The organism is Serratia sp. CY33802 (assembly GCF_052169095.1).
Classification (GTDB): Bacteria; Pseudomonadota; Gammaproteobacteria; order Enterobacterales; family Enterobacteriaceae; genus Serratia; species Serratia bockelmannii.
Map to the genome: position 1 here is coordinate 62650 of NZ_JBJNLL010000007.1, position 18883 is coordinate 81532.

13 protein-coding genes and 3 tRNA genes are annotated in these 18883 nt (G+C 60.7%); 6 read left to right on the plus strand and 10 right to left on the minus strand.

Translation table 11 applies throughout. The features are described from left to right. Window positions 1–25 precede the first annotated feature (25 nt). From rlmM to ACJ8HA_RS19065, 4 genes are all read right to left on the minus strand, one after another. The gene (gene rlmM, locus ACJ8HA_RS19050; RefSeq protein WP_049206163.1) at window positions 26–1129 is read right to left on the minus strand and encodes a 23S rRNA (cytidine(2498)-2'-O)-methyltransferase RlmM; all 1104 of its coding nucleotides are present in this window, start codon (window positions 1127–1129) and stop codon (window positions 26–28) included. Then, window positions 1122–1517: a DUF423 domain-containing protein gene (locus tag ACJ8HA_RS19055; protein WP_004931896.1), complete on the minus strand. Its 396-nt coding sequence runs from the start codon at window positions 1515–1517 to the stop codon at window positions 1122–1124. Before ACJ8HA_RS19055 ends, rlmM begins: the two co-directional genes overlap by 8 nt. A 51-nt stretch (window positions 1518–1568) precedes the next feature. Next, window positions 1569–2486 carry a transcriptional regulator GcvA gene (locus tag ACJ8HA_RS19060; protein WP_025304049.1) on the minus strand — a complete coding sequence of 306 codons (918 nt, stop codon included), beginning with the start codon at window positions 2484–2486 and terminating at the stop codon, window positions 1569–1571. A 385-nt stretch (window positions 2487–2871) separates the two neighbouring features. Beyond that, complete coding sequence (locus ACJ8HA_RS19065; RefSeq protein ID WP_025304050.1) at window positions 2872–3096, minus strand: YgdI/YgdR family lipoprotein; 225 nt, start codon at window positions 3094–3096, stop codon at window positions 2872–2874. Between the two features lie 195 nt (window positions 3097–3291). On the opposite strand from ACJ8HA_RS19065, the gene csdA reads away from it, so the two are divergent. Beyond that, on the plus strand, window positions 3292–4497 hold the full coding sequence (gene csdA, locus ACJ8HA_RS19070) for a cysteine desulfurase CsdA (protein WP_442515446.1): 1206 nt from the start codon (window positions 3292–3294) through the stop codon (window positions 4495–4497). 19 nt (window positions 4498–4516) lie between these two features. Then, a complete protein-coding gene (csdE, locus tag ACJ8HA_RS19075; protein WP_442515447.1) occupies window positions 4517–4951 on the plus strand; it encodes a cysteine desulfurase sulfur acceptor subunit CsdE in 435 nt (144 codons plus the stop codon). On the opposite strand, the gene tcdA is transcribed toward csdE, so the two are convergent. Then, window positions 4942–5748, minus strand: a complete 807-nt coding sequence (gene tcdA / locus ACJ8HA_RS19080) for a tRNA cyclic N6-threonylcarbamoyladenosine(37) synthase TcdA (protein ID WP_025304053.1) — start codon at window positions 5746–5748, stop codon at window positions 4942–4944. The two genes, csdE and tcdA, sit on opposite strands and share 10 nt — an antisense overlap. Before the next feature lie 84 nt (window positions 5749–5832). Then, entirely contained in the window at window positions 5833–6969 is a 1137-nt protein-coding gene (mltA, locus tag ACJ8HA_RS19085) for a murein transglycosylase A (protein WP_025304054.1), read from the minus strand. Between the two features lie 216 nt (window positions 6970–7185). Between mltA and ACJ8HA_RS19090 the strand changes: the two genes are divergently transcribed. The 3 genes from ACJ8HA_RS19090 (at window position 7186) to ACJ8HA_RS19100 (ending at window position 7538) form a co-directional block, all read left to right on the plus strand. Continuing rightward, window positions 7186–7262, plus strand: a tRNA-Met gene (locus ACJ8HA_RS19090). Window positions 7263–7319: 57 nt separating this feature from the next. After that, window positions 7320–7396 (plus strand) — tRNA-Met (locus ACJ8HA_RS19095). A gap of 65 nt (window positions 7397–7461) precedes the next feature. Then, a tRNA-Met gene (locus ACJ8HA_RS19100) sits at window positions 7462–7538 on the plus strand. Window positions 7539–7628: 90 nt separating this feature from the next. Here ACJ8HA_RS19100 and amiC read toward each other — a convergent pair. After that, window positions 7629–8882 carry an N-acetylmuramoyl-L-alanine amidase AmiC gene (gene amiC, locus ACJ8HA_RS19105; RefSeq protein WP_004931882.1) on the minus strand — a complete coding sequence of 418 codons (1254 nt, stop codon included), beginning with the start codon at window positions 8880–8882 and terminating at the stop codon, window positions 7629–7631. A gap of 241 nt (window positions 8883–9123) precedes the next feature. Between amiC and argA the strand changes: the two genes are divergently transcribed. After that, on the plus strand, window positions 9124–10449 hold the full coding sequence (argA, locus tag ACJ8HA_RS19110) for an amino-acid N-acetyltransferase (protein ID WP_049206113.1): 1326 nt from the start codon (window positions 9124–9126) through the stop codon (window positions 10447–10449). Window positions 10450–10487: 38 nt separating this feature from the next. On the opposite strand, the gene recD is transcribed toward argA, so the two are convergent. Genes recD through ptrA form a run of 3 tightly spaced genes read right to left on the minus strand, consistent with a single transcriptional unit; the run spans window position 10488 to window position 18771 of the window. Beyond that, window positions 10488–12338 carry an exodeoxyribonuclease V subunit alpha gene (recD, locus tag ACJ8HA_RS19115; protein WP_197837470.1) on the minus strand — a complete coding sequence of 617 codons (1851 nt, stop codon included), beginning with the start codon at window positions 12336–12338 and terminating at the stop codon, window positions 10488–10490. Then, window positions 12335–15886: an exodeoxyribonuclease V subunit beta gene (recB, locus tag ACJ8HA_RS19120; protein WP_442515448.1), complete on the minus strand. Its 3552-nt coding sequence runs from the start codon at window positions 15884–15886 to the stop codon at window positions 12335–12337. Before recB ends, recD begins: the two co-directional genes overlap by 4 nt. Further along, window positions 15883–18771: a pitrilysin gene (gene ptrA, locus ACJ8HA_RS19125; protein ID WP_442515449.1), complete on the minus strand. Its 2889-nt coding sequence runs from the start codon at window positions 18769–18771 to the stop codon at window positions 15883–15885. The genes recB and ptrA overlap by 4 nt, the downstream gene beginning before the upstream one ends. Between the last annotated feature and the right edge of the window lie 112 nt (window positions 18772–18883).

Genomic DNA, 18883 nt, shown 5'->3' on the forward strand with positions numbered 1-18883 from the left:
GCGCCCTTCATCAGGTTTAACGCGATTAATCGCGCTCGTCGCGGCGACCCGGCACCGCCGACCACATGCGGCGCACGTGTACGGTGATCTCTTCGCGGTCGTGATACAGCTGTTTGGCGTGCACTTCGACGCTGATGCCGGCAGCGCCCAGCGCTTCGCGGATGCTCATCAGGTTTTGCGACACTTCCTCATAGCGCTTTTTCATCGGCAGCTTGAGGTTAAAGATCGCTTCGCGGCACCAACCTTTCACCAGCCACTGAATCATCAGGCTGGTCACTTTCGCCGGTTTCTCCACCATGTCGCACACCAGCCAGTAGATTTTGCTGCTGTTCGGCTCGAACTTGAAGCCGTCGGCGCGGTGGTGCGTCACCTGGCCGGTTTCCATCAGGCTCGGCGCCATCGGGCCGTTATCCACCGAATGCACCATCATGCTGCGTTTCACCAGCTGATAGGTCCAGCCGCCCGGGCAGGCGCCCAGATCGACCGCGTGCATGCCGCTGGCCAGGCGTTCGTCCCACTCGTCGACGGGGATGAACACGTGGAACGCTTCTTCCAGCTTCAGCGTCGAACGGCTCGGCGCATCGGCTGGGAAGCGCAGACGCGGAATGCCCATGTAGAACGGCGAGTTGTTGTTGCTGTAGGAGTAACCGACGTAGCAGCAGCCCGGCGCGATGAAGAACACGTGCACCACCGGGCGAGTCGGGTTCTCGCGCGCCATCAGCACCTTCTGCTCGCGCATCGCGGCGCGCAGCGGCACCGTCAATTTGCGGCAGAATTTCATCAGCTCTTTGCTTTCGTTGGTGTCCGGCACTTCCACCCGCAGCTCGCCGCCGCGGTCAACCACGCCGATCAGCATGCCAACGATCGGCGATACCCGATCTTCCGGTGGCAGATCGCGCAGCAGCTCACCTACCACGATCATCTGGCGGGCGAAAATCAGTTCGCGGAACGGAATCTCCCGCGCCAGGCGATCGGCATCGTCCGGCTGATAGCATTCGAACAGCACGTAACCGCTGTGCTCTTTTACTCGTGCAAAGCCGTAAATCTCCAGCTGGGCGGCTTTGTCGGTGATCTCTGCCGCACACTCTTTTTCAAAGCCTGGGCGGCAGTACAACGCAATCTTATTCATGGCGCTCGGCCTTTTTCCTCAGACGCAAAGCGCCAATCAACATCAATATCCAGCCGATCAGGAAGCACACGCCGCCAACCGGCGTGATATATACCCAGACCTTCAGGTGCGACAGCGCCAGGCAATAGAGGCTGCCGCTGAACAACACGGTGCCGAACGCCAACAGCGCTCCGCTCCAGTAAAACCACAGGCTCACGCGGCGCTGCATCGCGACCGCCAGCGCCAGGATGGCCAGGGTGTGGAACCCCTGATACTCCAGCCCGGTACGGATCCAGGCCATTTCATTGGCGCCGAGCGTACCGCTTAACACATGCGCGCCGAATGCGCCCAACGCGACAAACACAAAGCCGCTGATAGCGGCGAAAACCAGCATGGAACGGCTGCTCATCGTGATCTATCCCATTAAAAATTACCGGCCGCGGCAAGGCGGCGGCCGGCCTTATTGTTCGTAGCGGAAGCGGAACTTCTCTTGTTCGCTGGCGGCGCGCGCCAGGATCCACTGCCGGAAGGCGGCTATTTTACCCAGTTCTGCCTGGCTGTCATGACATACCAGATAAAAAGCGTTTTTACTGACCAGCACATCGTTGAACGGGCACACCAGGCGACCGGCTTCAATCTCGGTTTGCGCCATCACGTTGTTCACCAGCGCCACGCCCTGACCGTGCACCGCCGCCTGCACCACCATGGCGCTGTGGCTGAAGATCGGCCCCTGCTGCACGTTGATGTGCTGCAACCCCAGTTGGCGCGTATAAGCCAGCCAATCGCGGCGTGAAACGTCATGCAGCAACGTATGATAAGCCAGATCCTCTGCGGTTTTCAGCGGATGATCGCCGGTCAGCAGGCTCGGCGAACACACCGGCAGCAAATATTCCGCATACAGGCGCTCGGCGCGCAGCCCCGGCCAGTTGCCGCGGCCGTAGAAAATCGCCACGTCGACGTCGTCCGCCAGCTTGTCCTCTTCGCGGTCTACCGCCTGGATGCGCACGTCGATGCCCGGATAAGCTGAGTTAAAGCCGGACAGCCGTGGCACCAGCCACTGAATGGCGAAGCTCGGCGGCAGACTGACGGTCAATGCCCCCTTGGCGCTGCGCGCCTGCAGCTTGCGCGTCGCCTCGTTGATCGAAGAGAAAATCTCCTTGATATCGAGGTAGTAACTTTGGCCCTCTTCGGTCAGCAGCAGCGAGCGATTGCGCCGGCGAAACAGCTTCAGTCCGAGGAAGTCCTCCAGCGACTTGATCTGGTGGCTCACCGCGGCCTGGGTCACGAACAACTCTTCCGCCGCCTTGGTGAAACTCAGGTGGCGAGCGGCCGCATCGAACACGCGCAGCGCATTGAGGGGAGGTAAGCGTTTAGACATTAAATTAGCTACTTTTGTGTAACATTAATCCGAATGATTCGGCGCCGAAAATCGGGCGGCTTTGTGTGGCAAGCCATCGGTAAACGCTAACGGCGTATTGCCATTAGTTTTTTTAATCCGATCCATTATAATTTGTCCGTTGAGGATGCGCCAGCAAATACCTATAGTGGCGGCACTTCCCGGGCCGGAACGAAAAGGGAGTGGGTGTCGAGGACGCCGATGAACTTTTGGCTTGTGGTTGTGATGTTGTGTTTGCAAATTGTCCGGCGATTCCGGACATGGTAGCTAGGCTACTGTTTTTTCACTTCCTGTACATTTACCCTGTCTGTCCATAGTGATTTTATGCAGCACCGCAAAACTTGCGGTGCTTTTTTTTGCCTGACGGTTACTGGTTGCTTTCAACCATCTCTTTCACATCGGCGCGGTTGATCTGCTGCTCGACGCCGTTAGCGTCTTTATAGCTGATCATGCCGGTATCGTTGTCCACTTTTGGCTTGCCGTCAGCGACAATGGTGCGTCCGTCATTGGTATGCATCACGTAGTTGCTGGAACAGGCGGCCAGGGTGAACGTAAGCATCAGGGCAGAGAGAACTGCGGCTGTTTTCTTCATTGAGGACTCCTTTTTAGTTTTAAATGCTGATAAATACCTTTATGTGTATAGATGCGATTAATAAGCGCACATTTAATAGCATAACAAACTTTCCCAATTTTGCCAGGCGATAAGTCCTAATAGGCAGGATCGCTTGTCTCCGGCGGCAAAATAGGACAGGATCACCCATCGACTCAAGCCAGTGACAATCAGGGTATGACGCCTTTTAACCCCAGCCTTTTTCGCCAACAGTTTCCCGCGCTCGCGCAGGATGGTATCTATCTGGACAGCGCCGCCACCGCGTTGAAACCGCAGGCGGTCATCGACGCCACGCAGCAATTTTATCGCGATGACGCCGCCACCGTGCACCGCAGCCAGCATCGGGCGGCGCAGGATCTGACTGCCCGCTTCGAGCAGGCACGCGGCAAGGTGGCGAAATTGATCAATGCGCCGTCGGCCGACGACATCGTCTGGACGCGCGGCACCACCGAGGCGATCAACCTGGTGGCGCAGAGCTACCTGCGCCCGCGTCTGCAGCCGGGCGATGAAATCCTGGTGAGCGAAGCGGAACACCACGCCAACCTGATCCCCTGGCTGATGGTGGCGGAGCAAACCGGCGCGCGGGTGGTAAAACTGCCGATCGGCGCCGACCGGTTGCCGGATTTGACGCAGCTACCCGCCCTGCTCAACGACAAAACCCGCCTTTTGGCGCTGGGGCAAATGTCCAACGTCACCGGCGGCTGCCCGGACCTGGCACTGGCAATCGCCATGGCGCATGCCGCCGGCGCGCACGTGATGGTTGACGGCGCTCAGGGCGTGGTTCACGGCCCGGCCGACGTACAGCGGCTCGACATCGATTTTTACGCCTTCTCCGGCCACAAACTGTATGGCCCGACCGGCATCGGCGCGCTGTACGGCAAAGCCGAGCTGCTGGCGCAGATGGCACCCTGGCAAGGCGGCGGCAAGATGCTGACCCAGGCGTCGTTCGACGGTTTTACCCCACAAAAGCCACCGCACTGTTTCGAAGCCGGCACGCCAAACATCGCCGGCGTGCTGGGGTTGGCCGCCGCGCTCACCTGGCTGAGTGAACAGGACATGGCGGCGGCGGAACGTTACAGCCGCGAGCTGGCTGACCGGGCGGAACAGCAGTTGGCGCAGCTGCCGGGCTTTCGCAGCTTCCGCAGTTCCGGTTCCAGCCTGCTGGCGTTCGATATCGCCGGCGTACACCACAGCGACATCGTCACGCTGCTGGCGGAGCAAGGCATTGCGCTGCGCGCCGGCCAGCACTGCGCGCAGCCGCTGATGGCGGCATTAGGCGTCAGCGGCACGCTGCGCGCGTCGTTCGCCCCCTACAATACACAACAGGACGTCGATACGCTGGTCAGCGCGTTGACTCACGCCCTCGATCTGCTGGCCGACTGACGTGATTTCCGGAGACACTATGCTCGCCCCCCATCCTTTTGGCCGAGAGATCACCGCCGAAGCCTTGATCGCTACCTTCAGCGCGCTGAAACAGTGGGAAGACCGCTACCGCCAGCTGATCATGCTCGCAAAACGGCTGCCGCCGCTGCCGGAGGCCTTGCGCAGTGAAGAAATGGCGTTGAGCGGGTGTGAAAACCGCGTCTGGTTGGGGCACCAGTTGCTGGAAGACGGCACGCTGCACTTTTATGGCGACAGCGAGGGCCGCATCGTGCGTGGCCTGTTGGCGGTGCTGCTGACCGAAGTGGAAGGGAAAACGCCGCAGCAGATCGCCGCATTGGATCCGCTGGCACTGTTCGACCGCCTGGCGCTGCGCGCTCAGCTGAGCGCCACTCGCGCCAGCGGGCTGGCGGCGTTGGCCGCCGCCGTGCAGGCGATCGCCGCCCGTTACGCCTGACGCGCCGCCTTCGCCACCATCTTTTTCAGCGCGTGCGACACGGCGACGAAGCCGAAAGTGGCGGTGACCATGGTCGCCGCGCCGAAACCCGCGCTGCAATCCATTCTTTTCGGCCCTTCCGCCGTGCTGCGCGAAGCGCACACCGAACCGTCCGGCTGCGGGTAAACCAGCGGTTCGCTGGAGAAGACGCAGTCGATGCCCAGCTTACCCTTACCGTTTTTCACCACGTTGAAATCGTGCTTCAACCGCTCGCGCAGCTTGGCGGCCAGCGGATCCTGGATGGTTTTGGCCAGATCGGCCACTTCGATTTTGGTCGGATCGACCTGACCGCCGGCGCCGCCGGTGGTCACCACCGGGATCTTGAAGCGGCGGCAGTATGACAGCAACGCCGCCTTCGGCCGCACGCTGTCGATCGCGTCGATGACGTAGCTGAAGTTATGGTCCAGCAGCTCGGCGACGTTGTCCGGGGTGATGAAATCGTCGATGCAGGTCACCCGGCATTCCGGGTTGATCGCCAGGATACGCTCCGCCATCACCTCGGTTTTCGATTGCCCGACATGCTGGCGCAACGCGTGGATCTGGCGGTTGGTATTGGTAACGCAGACATCATCCATGTCGATCAGGGTGATGGCGCCGATGCCGGTGCGCGCCAGCGCCTCAGCCGCCCAGGAACCCACGCCGCCGATGCCGATCACGCAGACATGCGCCTGCGCGAACACCGCCAGCGCCTGCTGGCCGTATAACCGCGCCGTGCCGCCGAAACGCTGCAGATAGGCTTCCGAATAAGCTGTGCTCATAACGCTTTAATTACCTTCGTAATGCAAATGATAAGGGCCGGAAAATCCGGCCCTTGCGGGTCAATCTTTTCACGTCGTATGCGTTTACCGAGTGGCCAACAACGAACCGCCGCCGTTTGACTGATTGGCGCTGAACAACTGACCGCCACCGTTGTTCTTCAGCACCCAGACGCGGCCATAGTGGTTGTAGTATCCCGCCGAGTGGCCGGCATCCGGCCCGATGCCCTGATACATGTCAAAATGCTGGCCCTTGATGGCCCCGCCCACGTCGAGTGCGACCATCAGACGCATCTCGTATTTTCCCGTGAATTTACCCTTGTTGTCCAGCAGCGGCACTTCGGCCAGCAGCGTAGTGCCCGCCGGGATCAGCGAACGGTCGGAGGCCACCGAGGCTTTGGCGATCAGCGGCACCGCACTGGCGCCCTTCACCGGCGCAAAAGCTTCCGGACGGAAGAACACGAACGACGGGTTCTGCTCCAGCAGCTCACGCACCTCTGCGGCGCTGTGGGTATCCGCCCACTGACGGATCGCCTGCATCGACATGTCCGCCTTGGCCACTTCACCGCGATCGATCAGCACCTTGCCGATGCTGCGATAGGCGTGGCCGTTCTTACCGCCGTAGCCGAAGAACACCAGCGGCTGGCCGTTGCCGTAGTCGACATAGCCACTGCCCTGGACTTCCATCATGAAGTTGTCCATCAGCGAGTTGGTGTAAGCGATGATATAGCGATCGTCAAGCGCGCCGGAATAGATGCCCGCGCGATCCGGCAAGCGGCCTCTGCCCTTCGGCGGCATGCGGTACAGCGGATAGCGGAACTCGCCCTGTTGGGTATAGCGCGCCTGCACCACCGGCGTATAGTAGCCGGTAAACTGCACGTTGCCGTAATTGTCGACACCTTCCATCTGGTAAGCGCTGAGGCCGTACTGGCTCAGCATGCGCGTGTCGGCGCCGGACGCCATCCAGCTTTGCACCGCCTGATAGGTGCTGTTGTTGCGGTTAAACAGCGAAGGCGACGCGTACTTGATCTCCATCAGCTGATCCGAATAATCCTTGGCGTTGACCGGCGAACCTTTGGCGTTGGGCTGATTGACCAGCTCCAGCGATTGATCCAGACGGCCGTCTTTATATTGCTGACCCCGATCGGTCGGCTTGGACGAACAGCCCGCCAACACCGCCACCAACAACCCGCCCAGCAGGTATTTGCCCCAACGTCCTTTCATCGCGCACACTCTCAAACTGATATGATCTACCGGCTGAACGATAACAAACGCTCATTGATAAAGGAATCGCTGCAAATAAAAAAAGCCGCACGGAGGATGGTGATGAAAAAGAAGGCAAATTGCGGGCAAATCCAGCAGAAAAACGGGTTTAGGCCAATAAAATGCAAAAAGGGTTTGCAACAAAACGCACGGAGAGTATAGTGCGCATCCATCGGACGCGGGGTGGAGCAGCCTGGTAGCTCGTCGGGCTCATAACCCGAAGGTCGTCGGTTCAAATCCGGCCCCCGCAACCAACCGATGCCGCATTGGCGGTATTTGCGTTTGGCTTCGATAACAAAGTATTATACGGACGCGGGGTGGAGCAGCCTGGTAGCTCGTCGGGCTCATAACCCGAAGGTCGTCGGTTCAAATCCGGCCCCCGCAACCAACCGAATGTCGTACCAGCGGCATAACATGAACGGTGGCTTCGTAGTAATACAGCATCAAGACGGACGCGGGGTGGAGCAGCCTGGTAGCTCGTCGGGCTCATAACCCGAAGGTCGTCGGTTCAAATCCGGCCTCCGCAACCAACTCTTGATGACAACAGATAAGCACCCTTCCGGGTGTTTTTTTGTATCTGCAATCCGCAAAAATAGCCGGACTCGCGCCCGGCCCTGCTTTTATCGGCTCGCCAGCGCGCCGCCGTTGGCGAAATAAGCCTTGATCCCCGCCAGAATCGACTCCGCCACCTGCTGCTGGAAATGGCTGGTGCGCAGCTTGCGCTCCTCTTCGATGTTGCTGATAAATGCCGTCTCTACCAGGATCGACGGGATATCCGGCGCCTTCAACACCGCAAAACCGGCCTGATCGACGCGATTCTTGTGCAACCGGTTGATTTTCCCCATCCGATTCAATACTTCCTTGCCGAACTTCAGGCTGTCGTTGATGGTCGCGGTCTGGATCAGATCGAACATGGTATGGTCGAGATAGCGGTCGCCGCTCTTGCTGACGCCGCCGATTTGGTCCGACGCGTTCTGCGTCTGCGCCAGGAACTTGGCCGCCGAGCTGGTGGCGCCCTTGGTGGACAACGCGAACACCGATGAACCGCGCGCGGCGCGGCTGGTAAAGGCGTCAGCGTGAATCGAAACGAACAGATCGGCGCGCTGCTTGCGCGCCTTGGCGACACGCACCTTGAGCGGGATAAACACATCTTCGTTGCGCGTCATGAACACTTTCATGTTCGGCTCGCGCTTGATCATGGCGCTCAGCTTGCGGGCAATCTGCAGCACGATATCTTTCTCGCGCGTCTTGTACTTGCCGATAGCGCCGGGATCTTCGCCGCCGTGGCCAGGATCCAGCATGATGACGATCGGCCGATCGCGCCCCGCCTTGCCGGCCTGCGGCGCTTCCGGCGGCAGCGTGCGCTCCAGATCGCCCTTGTTGTAATCTTCCAGTAACGCCAGTAGCGGATCATACTCCTCACCGCCGCTGCCGCCCTTGGTCGGGTAGAGATCCATCACCAAACGGTTGCGATACTCCGGTACCGGTGCCAGCGTGAAAATATGCGGGCTGACGCTCTGCTTGAGCTCAAGCACCAGCCGCACGGTATTCTGATCAAACTGGCCGACGCGCGCCTGCTTGAGATACGGATCGTCGGCGCGCACCTGCCCGGCAATACCTTTCAGCACGCTGTTGAGGTGGACGCCTTCGATATCCACCACCACGCGATCGGGATTGGTCAGGGCAAACTGCTTGTATTTCAGCTCGACGTTGGATTCCAGCGTGACGCGGGTATAAGTGGAGGATGGCCAGACGCGCACGGCAATCACGTGCGACGACGCGGCGAAGCCCGTGCGACTCACACTCAGCAACCAGCTGGCGGCAACGCCCTGTAATAAACGACGGCGGCCCAGATTGTGATTAGCGTTTGGCATGCGGCTCCGGCAGTAATAGCTGTTTACAACAGATTAAAAAAACACCAATAAAATGGGGGTGCCGAAAAACTTTAACCAATCATGCCAGCCCTGTCATCAGAAAATCTTTTTATGGTTTTTCAATTTATTAACGATTTAGCGCCCTTAGCTCGCTCTTCATGACGATTTCCCACTTGCCATTAGCGCCATAAAAGAATAAAAATACAAAAATATCGTATAAATATTCACAAGAGGTTTGCCCGTGAAGGAACGTAGTACAGAGCTGGTGCAAGGATTCCGTCACTCAGTCCCTTATATCAATGCCCACCGTGGCAAGACGTTTGTCATCATGCTCGGCGGGGAAGCCATCGAACACGAGAATTTCTCCAACATCGTCAACGATATCGGGCTGTTGCATAGTCTGGGCATCCGCCTGGTAGTGGTTTACGGCGCACGGCCGCAGATCGACGCCAACCTGGCGCAGCATAACTCTGAGCCGCTCTACCACAAGCACACGCGCGTAACCGACGCCCATACGCTCGAACTGGTCAAGCAGGCTGCCGGTTTGTTGCAGTTGGACATCACCGCCCGCCTGTCGATGAGCCTCAACAACACGCCGCTGCAGGGCGCGCACATTAACGTGGTCAGCGGCAATTTCATCATCGCTCAGCCGCTGGGTATTGATGACGGCATCGACTATTGCCACAGCGGCCGCATTCGCCGCATCGATGAAGAAGCGATCCATCGCCAACTCGACAGCAACGCCATCGTGCTGATCGGTCCGGTCGCGGTCTCAGTCACCGGCGAGAGTTTCAACCTGACTTCGGAAGAAGTGGCCACCCAGTTGGCGATCAAACTGAAAGCGGAAAAAATGATCGGTTTCTGCTCCTCACAGGGCGTGACCGATGCAGAAGGCAATATCCTTTCCGAACTGTTCCCCAACGACGCGCAAAAGCGCCTTGAAGAACTGGAGGAAGGCGGCGATTACCATTCCGGCACCGTGCGCTTCCTGCGCGGCGCGGTGAAAGGCTGCCGCAGCGGCGTGCGCCGCAGCCACTTGATCAGCTATCAGGAGGATGGCGCGCTGGTGCAAGAGCTGTTCTCGCGCGACGGCATCGGCACCCAAATCGTGATGGAAAGCGCCGAGCAGGTGCGCCGGGCGACGATCAACGACATCGGCGGCATCCTGGAACTGATCCGGCCGCTCGAACAACAGGGTATTCTGGTGCGCCGTTCGCGTGAACAGCTGGAGATGGAGATCGACAAGTTCACCATTATCGAACGCGACAACCTGACCATCGCCTGTGCGGCGCTGTACCCGTTCCTGGAGGAAAAAATCGGTGAGATGGCCTGTGTCGCGGTGCATCCCGATTACCGCAGTTCTTCGCGCGGCGAGATGCTGCTGCAGCGGGTAGAAAACCAGGCGCGGCAGATGGGGCTGAAGAAGCTGTTCGTGCTGACCACCCGTAGCATCCACTGGTTCCAGGAACGTGGCTTTACCCCGGCGGAGGTCGACGTGCTGCCGATGCAGAAACAGGCGTTGTACAACTACCAGCGCCGCTCCAAAATTCTGCTGGCGGATCTGTAATCACAGTGGGCGCGGCCGTTGCCGCGCCCGTTCATCGCTTATTCCGTTGCCTGCAACCGTTCAGCCAATCCGCTGCGGCGCTGGGTCGGCGTGCGAATAGCCCGCAGCAGTACCGTCTCCGTAGCGTACAGTGAGAGCTGCTTACGCGCACGAGTGATCGCGGTATAGACCAGCTCACGCGTCAGCACCGGCAGGAAATGGTTCGGCAACACCAGAACCGTGTGGTCAAACTCCGATCCCTGTGATTTGTGCACCGTCATGGCATAAGCGGTTTCATGCGCCGGCAAACGGCTTGGCTGTACCGACTTGATGCTGCCGTCGGGCAGTTGGAAATGCACGCGCAGATCGCCGTGCTCATCCGGCAATGTAATGCCGATATCCCCATTGAACAGCCCCAGTGCACTGTCGTTGCGGCCGATCATCACCGGCCGCCCCCGGTACCAGCGGCCGAGCACGCCCGGTTTGCGGTCGATCAGGCCCGCACGCTGCAGCCCGAGCTCAATGCGCTCGTTCAGGCCGGCGACGCCGAACGGCCCTTCACGCAGCGCGCACAGCACCTGGAAACGGCCAAAAGCCGCCAGCACCGTCGCCGCGTCCGCGCCTTCGGCGGTCAGCCGCAGATAGTCGCGGTAGCCCGCCACGCAGGCATCCAACAGCGCCTGATACTCTTCGCTCGTCGCCAGCGCATACCCCGCGACATCGCCGAAACTGCCGTTTAGTGCCGCCAGTGCGCGATCCCCCGCGCCGGCGTTGACCGCCAACGCCAACTGGCCGATGCCGGAACGGGCATCGAAGCGATAGCTCTTGCGCAGCAGACACAGGCTATCGCGCACCGCCGCTTCCGCGTCGGCCTGCCGCCCTTCGATCGAACAGCCGGTCAGGCGGCTCAGCTCTGCGGCACGCGCATCGCTGTATCCCTGCTCGGCAAAACGGCAAATATCCCCCAGCACCGCGCCGGCCTCTACCGAAGCCAGCTGATCGCGGTCGCCAAGGAAAATAACCCGGGCCCGATCGGGCAACGCGGCAATCAGGCGCGCCATCATCGGCAGATCGACCATCGAGGCCTCATCCACCACCAGCACATCCAAATGCAGCCGGTTGCCGCGGTGATAGCGCATGCGCTGACTGTTCGGTTGCGCCCCCAACAGACGGTGCAACGTCGCCGCCTCCGTCGGGAACAACGCCTGCTGCGCCGGGGTCAACGCCAACTGACGGCTGGCGCTGCCAAGCGACTCCGTCAGGCGCGCCGCCGCCTTGCCGGTCGGCGCCGCCAGCTGAATTCGCAAGCGCGCGCTTTCATCCAGCTGCACCAGCGCCGCCAGCAGCTTGGCGACGGTGGTGGTTTTACCGGTGCCCGGCCCGCCGGAAATCACCGCGATACGCCGCGTAGCCGCCACCGCGGCGGCGATCTTCTGCCAGTCGGGTTCGTCACTCGCCGTGCCGAACAAGCGGTCGAGAATGGTGCGCAACGCCTCCTCCGGCACCGCCAGCGATTCACCTTCGCCGCCGATAAACGCTGCCACTTCACCTTCGTTTTGCCACATGCGCTGCAGGTATAAACGCGGCCCGCGCAGTACCAGCGGCGTTGCGCCGCTGCCATCCCCAACCGCCGCACTGGCCGCCAAACGCTGCTGCCAACGCGCGCTATCCGGTCGCCCGACCGCCTCCCACACCGCCAACGCCAGCGCCGGTTGGCGCCCTTCAAACAGCGTGTCTGCCTGCAGTTGCTCCAGCATCAGGCAGACATGACCGGCCCCCGCCTCTGCGCTCAGGCAGGCGGCGGCCAGCAAAATATCAGGCTCGTCTTCGTTCGCCACCACGCGGGCGAACTGCACGTCCAGCGGGCGCAGCGCGCCAAGCGCCACCGCCTGCTCCAGCAGTGCGATCATGATCCTTCCTCCGCCGCCGCAGCCTCGCCGCTGAACAAGCGATCCATCCCCTCCACCAACTCAAACTCGGGGAGACAGGTGAAAATGCCATTGCCCGGGTGCGCCGCATCCACGCCGCGCAGGAACAGATAAATCACCCCGCCAAAATGGCGTCGGTAATCATAATCCGGCAACCGATGGCGCAGATAACGATGCAACGCCAGCGTGTACAGCTGGTATTGCAGATCGTAACGATGCTCCGCCATCGCCTGCTCCATCGCCGGCCGGGTATAGGCGCTGCTGTCCTCTCCTAGCCAGTTGGACTTGTAGTCCAGCAGGTAGTATTTGCCCTGCCAGCAGAACACCAGGTCGATAAAGCCTTTCAGCATGCCCTGCACCTGGTGAAAATCCAGCGCCGGACAGCGGGCGGAAAGCGGATCGTAACGCTTCACCAGGGAATCGAGCTCCTTCGCCTGCAACAGCCGATTAATCGGTAAATAGAACTGCAGCTCTGCCTGCTTATGCTGCGGCGTCAGCGCCGCCAGCGTCACGCCGCTGTCATCGAGCGGCGTATTGAGCAGCACCTGCATCCACGCCAGCAGAATCGGTTGCCAGTGTTCGGCGAACCCTTGCTGCTGTAGCTGTTCCAGCAGCCACTGTTCGTCGAGCGGCTGGGTGAAGTCCAGCGTTTCAAACAGGCTGTGCAGGAAGGTGCCGGGCGTTGCGCCGCGCGGGAAGGTATGCGGTGTAAGCGCTGGCTCACTTTCTTCCCCGCGCTCACCGGCCGCGTCGACATCCAGACGCGGCAGCAGATCCTGCATCAGGCTCGCGCCGTGCTGTTGCAAACCGGTATAGCTGGTCACCCGCCAAAAATCCTGGATCCGCCGGGTAAAGCTTTTCGCCTCCAACGCCTCGGTTAGCGAAGCCTGGGGGTGCCAGGGTTCTTCATCCGGCGGTTCAACCAGCGACAGCGCGATACCGCCGCCCGCTAATTGCTGCAGCCGCTCTTGCAGATACACGGCGTCACCGGCTTGCCCGCCCTGCACCAGATAACCCAATGCGCTGCGGTGCAGATCGGTATCGCCCTGTTTCTTGCGCGTGCCCTGGAACAACGGTGCGATGCCGATGCTGCAGTGGTACACCGAGCGGGTCAGCGCCACATACAGCAGACGCAGGTCTTCCGCTAATCGCTCCTCCTCCGCCCAGGCCTGGCTCTCTTCATTGGCGTCGAGATCCAGCAACGCCTGGAAACTGTGGCGATCGTGATACAGCGCCTGTTGCTGCTGGCGGAAGTTGCCGACGAACGGCAGCCACACCAGATCGAACTCCAACCCCTTAGACTTGTGAATCGTGATCACCTGCACCAGATGCCGGTCGCTCTCCAGCCGCAGCTGCTGATTATCGGACTGACGATTAGGCTGGGCGATCTGCTGCGCCAGCCAGCGCACCAGCGCATGCTCGCTGTCGAGCTGCGCCGCCGCCTCTTGCAACAGCTCCCCCAGATGCAGCACGTCGGTCAAGCGACGCTCGCCGCCGGCGCTGGCCAGCAGGTTCTCCGCCAGCTGGCGCGCTTTCATCACCTCACTCAGCATCGGCAACACGCCGCGGCGCAGCCAGAGCGTACGGTAACTGTCGAATTCATTAACCAGCGAGTCCCAGGCGCGCTCATCGCGGCTCAGGCCGTCCAACGTCGGCGCGTCCAGCCCCATCAGCCCGGTGGCCATGGCGCTGCGCAGCGTGCGCTCTTGCTCCGGCGCCAACACCGCCTGCAACAACCACAGCAGGTCTTTGGCCTCCGGGGTGTCGAACACGCTATCGCGGTTGGACAGATACACCGAAGGAATAGAAAGCGCACTCAGCGCATCGCGCACCAACGCCGCCTCATTGCGGCTGCGCACCAGCACCGTGATATCGGAGGCTTGTACCGGCCTTGGCATCTTGCCGCCCTGCAGCCACGCCTGGCCCTGCTGCCCGGCGCTGAGCCAGTCGCGAATTTGCGTGGCGCACAGGCGCGCCATCAGCTGTTGGTAATCACTTACACCGGCGCCTTCCCCCTGCTGCAGCCAGAACTGCATCGCCGGTTGCGGCTTGCCGTGCAGGTCAAACGCCAGCCCTTGGTTCTTTTCCGCCGCGCTGACCTCGATAAAGGGGATTTGGCCGAACAGGAAAGGCTTTTCTACCTGAGAAAACAGGTGATTAACGCTGGCGACCATCGACGGCGACGAGCGCCAGTTGGTCTCCAGCGTATAGTGGGCGCTCACCTCTGAGCGCGCCCGCATGTAGGTAAAGATGTCGGCACCGCGAAAGGCGTAAATCGCCTGCTTGGGATCGCCGATCAGCAGCAGGCCGCAATCGGGCCGGCCGACGTAAAGTTTTTGGAAAATGCGGTATTGCTGCGGATCGGTATCCTGGAATTCATCGATCATCGCCACCGGGTAACGCTGGCGGATCGCCTGTGCCAGCTGTTCGCCGCCACCGCTTTGCAAGGCGCCGTCCAGCCGGCTGAGCAGGTCGTCAAACCCCAGCTCGGCGCGCTGGCGCTTTTCTTGCTGAATGGAAGTGCGGATCTCGCTGAGCGCGCGCGCCATGATCAGGTCGCGCAGCGTCAAGGGTTCATCAAACAGCTCGTCGATCGCCGTGAACAGCGCATGCCGCGGCGGCTCGCCTTTCTTGGTCTTCTCCAGCAGCACCGACTGGCGAAATTTATCCAGTTCCTTCGGCAGCTGGTAGTCCTGAGTCTCCTGCCCGCTCCATTCGCCGACCTTGTTCAGCCAGTTCGGCAGGTGTTTACTGCTGTAACTGCGCTTATCGACACCGGACTGGGCGATTAACGCCTCCAGATCGCCCGCCGCCGCCCGCCATTGCGCCTTGATGGCGTCGATGCGCGCGACGATCTGCTCGTGGCGCATCAGGACGGTTTCTTCGTCCTTCGGCGGCCGACGCAGCGCCGGCGCTTCACCGTGCAGATAACCGGAAAGGTCGGCCAGCAACGCTTCCGGGCCGCTCCACTCCTGGCTGACCGCTCGCGCCACGCCCAGTGGCAACGGATAGCAGTGGCGACGCCAGAAATCGGCACAGGCCTGCCGCCGCAGCGGCAGCTCGTCCTGTACCAGCGTTTGTTCAAACAGCATGCCGGACTCAAAGGCGTTGTGCGTCAACATTCGTTGGCAAAAGCCGTGAATGGTGTAGATCGCCGCTTCGTCCATCTGCCGCTCCGCCGCCAGCAGCTGCGAGGCGGCGTCGGCCAAATCGTCAATTTCTTCCATCAGCGCCGAAAACAGCGGGTTGGCGCTGATACCGCGCACGCAGGCGATGCGCAGCCCGTGGATATTGTCGCGGATGCGCCCGCGCAGCTCCTCGGTGGCGGCCTCGGTAAAGGTCACCACCAGGATTTCTTCGACCGTCAGCGGCCGGGGAAACGCTGCTTCACCGCCCAACCCCAGCAGCAAACGCAGGTACAGCGCGCCGATGGTAAAGGTTTTGCCGGTGCCCGCCGACGCCTCGATCAGGCGTTCGCCGAACAACGGTAACGTCAGCGGCTCCAGCCTTTGCGGGGCAACTTCCGTCATGGCGTCGCCACTTTGCGCGGCAGGAGCTGCTGCAATGCAGACGCGTTCGGATAGGTAACCCAATCCTTAGGCGTCGCGTAATCCGCCTTGTCTTGCCCGCTGCCGCTCACCTGCGACAGCACCGCCAGCCCCTGCGGTTGGATCACCGCCTGGTGGAAATAATCCGCCAGCTTGGCCGGCGTCAGCTGTTGCACCTGCGCAATCAGCTTCTGACGGGTATCGAAGGCGAAATTGCCGCGATCGAAATCGTTGGCGAACCGGCTGGCTTCTTCGCTCAGGGTTTGCGGCCGCTGCTTCAGCTCATTGATGAGCGCCTGTTTGTACTGCTCAAAATCGGCCTCGCTCATGTCGCGCAGGCGCTTCTCGGTTTTCGGGTAGAAATCCTGATAGCGCTGGTACAGGTAGGCCGGCTGCTTGCTGTTGCTCTGCAGCAGGAAGCCCACGCCCCACTGGCGCCCCACCGACATCGGGAAGGCGAAAACCGCATACCCCAATTGCTCCTGGGTGCGCAGCTGGCTGTAGAACCACGGCTGAATGATCTGCCCCAGCAGCGAGCTGTAGGCCATGCCGGTCACTTCGTCGTAGCCGGTCGGCACATAGACCGCCGCCAGCGCCGAGTCGGTGCTGCTGCCCACCTGTTGCAGGTTGGCCAGCTGATTCTTGTCCACCACCACGTCTTCGCCGTGCCACCATTCGATGCCGGTACAGCCCAGACGATGTTTCAGCGTCGACGCCAACGTGTCGACCTGCTGCTTGCTCATGTTGCCCACCACCAACAGCTCCGGCGTGGCCTCCGCCAACAGGCTGTCGCGATAAGCCAGCACGTCTTTCAGCGTCAGCGTCTTCAGCACTTCACGGCGCTCGCTACGTTCGGAATACGGCACGCGGGAAACCATCTGCACCGGCTGAATGGCCAGTTCAAACGCCTTGCCCTTCTCGGCGGCGTCCAACTGCTCCAGGTACCAGGACTTGGCCTGCGCCAGCTGATCTTCCGTCGGCGTGAAGCTGGAATAGCCCTCGATCAGCGCCGTCAGCAACTGCGGCAGGCGCTGGGTAAAGCCGTTGGCGTTAAACATCAGGCCGTTGTTCGGCGACGTCGAGAAACTCAACCCGCCGACCGACGCCTGATAGCTCAGTTGATCCAGTGCGAGACCGGCCAGATAATCCGTCAGCGAGAACAGCACCTGGTTGCGCGCGGAGTCCATGGTCTTGGCGTTGCGGAAAGCGACGGTGACGTCGGCCTTCGGCTCGTCGGCGAAATAACGGCTCGGCATATACAGCACGCGCAGGCCGGGTTTATCCACCACCATTTCTGGCTTTTTGAACTCGTGCGACGGTTTGGTCAGGGTGAAATCATCCGGAATGTACGGGTTGAGCGCTGGCAACGACAGAGAAATGCCGCTGCCCAGCTGCTGCCACTGCGTAAAGCGCTGTGGCGTGATTTTGTCGACCTGGTAAGGCGCGTTGACGAAATAGGCCGTCTTGTTGTGCGGCTCATCGGGGCTGACGAACCAGATGCGCGCATTTTGCGGCGTCATGGCATCCAGACGTTCAGCGATCGCCTTGGGATCATAACGATCGGCCAGGTAGGGTGCGTCCAGCGCATGCTCAACCGGCACACGCAGCATCGTGTCCACCAGCCATTCGATGTAGTCCATGTCGCGCGTGATCGACGGATAACGGAAGTCCAGATTCAGAACGTGCGAGATTTCGTCGAAATAACTCTGCTTGATGCCTTCGCTGCGCAGCATTTTCAGGTAGTTGAAAATGGCGGCGACGACCTCGTCGCGTTTGGCCAGACCTTTGTCGGTCAGTGAAACGCTGATGGCGAAGACGCCGCCGTTGCGATCGACCATCGGATCCGCGCCGGCATTGATGGCATCCGCCAGCCCCTGCTTCTGCAACCAGTCAGACAGGGTGTTTTTGCTGCGGTTGCCGATCAGGTAGCTGATGTAGGTATCGGTTTTGCTGCGAAACGCGGCGCTGTTGTTATCGATGCGGAACTCGACCTTCAGCTGCTTGCGCGGCTGCGCCGGCACATAGTGAATGATGATTCCCTGCTGTTCCGGCGTCACGGCCGGCACGGTGATCGGCGGCACGCTGGCGTCGTGATTCGGCACGCGGCCAAAGGTTTTCGCCGCAATATCCGCCAACTGCGGCAGCGGCTGATTACCGTACAAAACGCCCATCATCAGGTTGGCGGAGTAGTAGCGTTTATAGAAGCCGGTCAGTTCATCATGCAACTTGCTGTCCGGCTTGTCTTTCAGCGTATCGAGATTGCCGCCGGAGAAGCGCGCGCTCGGGTGCGCCGGGTTAAGGGTTTCCGCGCCGACCTGCGCCATGCGCATGCCGTCGCGCGAACGCGCCATCGTCAATTCGGCGTTCACCGCGTTGCGCTCACGATCGGCATTGCCCGGATCCAGCAGCGGCTCGGCAATGGCGTCGGCCATGCGATCGACCGCCGGCTCCAGCGCGTCATTCTCCACTTCCAGATAGAAGGCGGTGCGATAAGAGGCCGTGCTGGCGTTATGGCTGCCGCCGTGCTTTTTCAGGAATTCGGACAGGTTTTCCGGCTCTGGATAGCGTTTGGAGCCCATCAGCACCATATGTTCCAGATAGTGCGCCAAGCCAAGTTGGCTGTTCGGATCTTCGAGCGACCCGACCGGCAATGCCAGCGCCGCCAGCGATTTCGGCGCCTGGGCATCGGACACCAGCAACACCGTCATGCCGTTAGCCAACTTGATCGCCTCGTACTGACGCGGATCGTGTTCGCTCTTGTTGATCTTCTCCGCCAGCGGTTGCCATCCTTGCGCGGCCCAACTCAACGGTGCCCAACACATAGCCAATAATACCAGCCCGGCGATACGGGCCAACTGTCTGCGCATATCCAAAATAAACCCCTATTCTGACGTCGCTACGCCCACTCCCTGACGTTGGCGACGTGCATCAAAACCACATAACCAAATCGGTACTCGCCGGGTTCTTCGCCAATGTGGC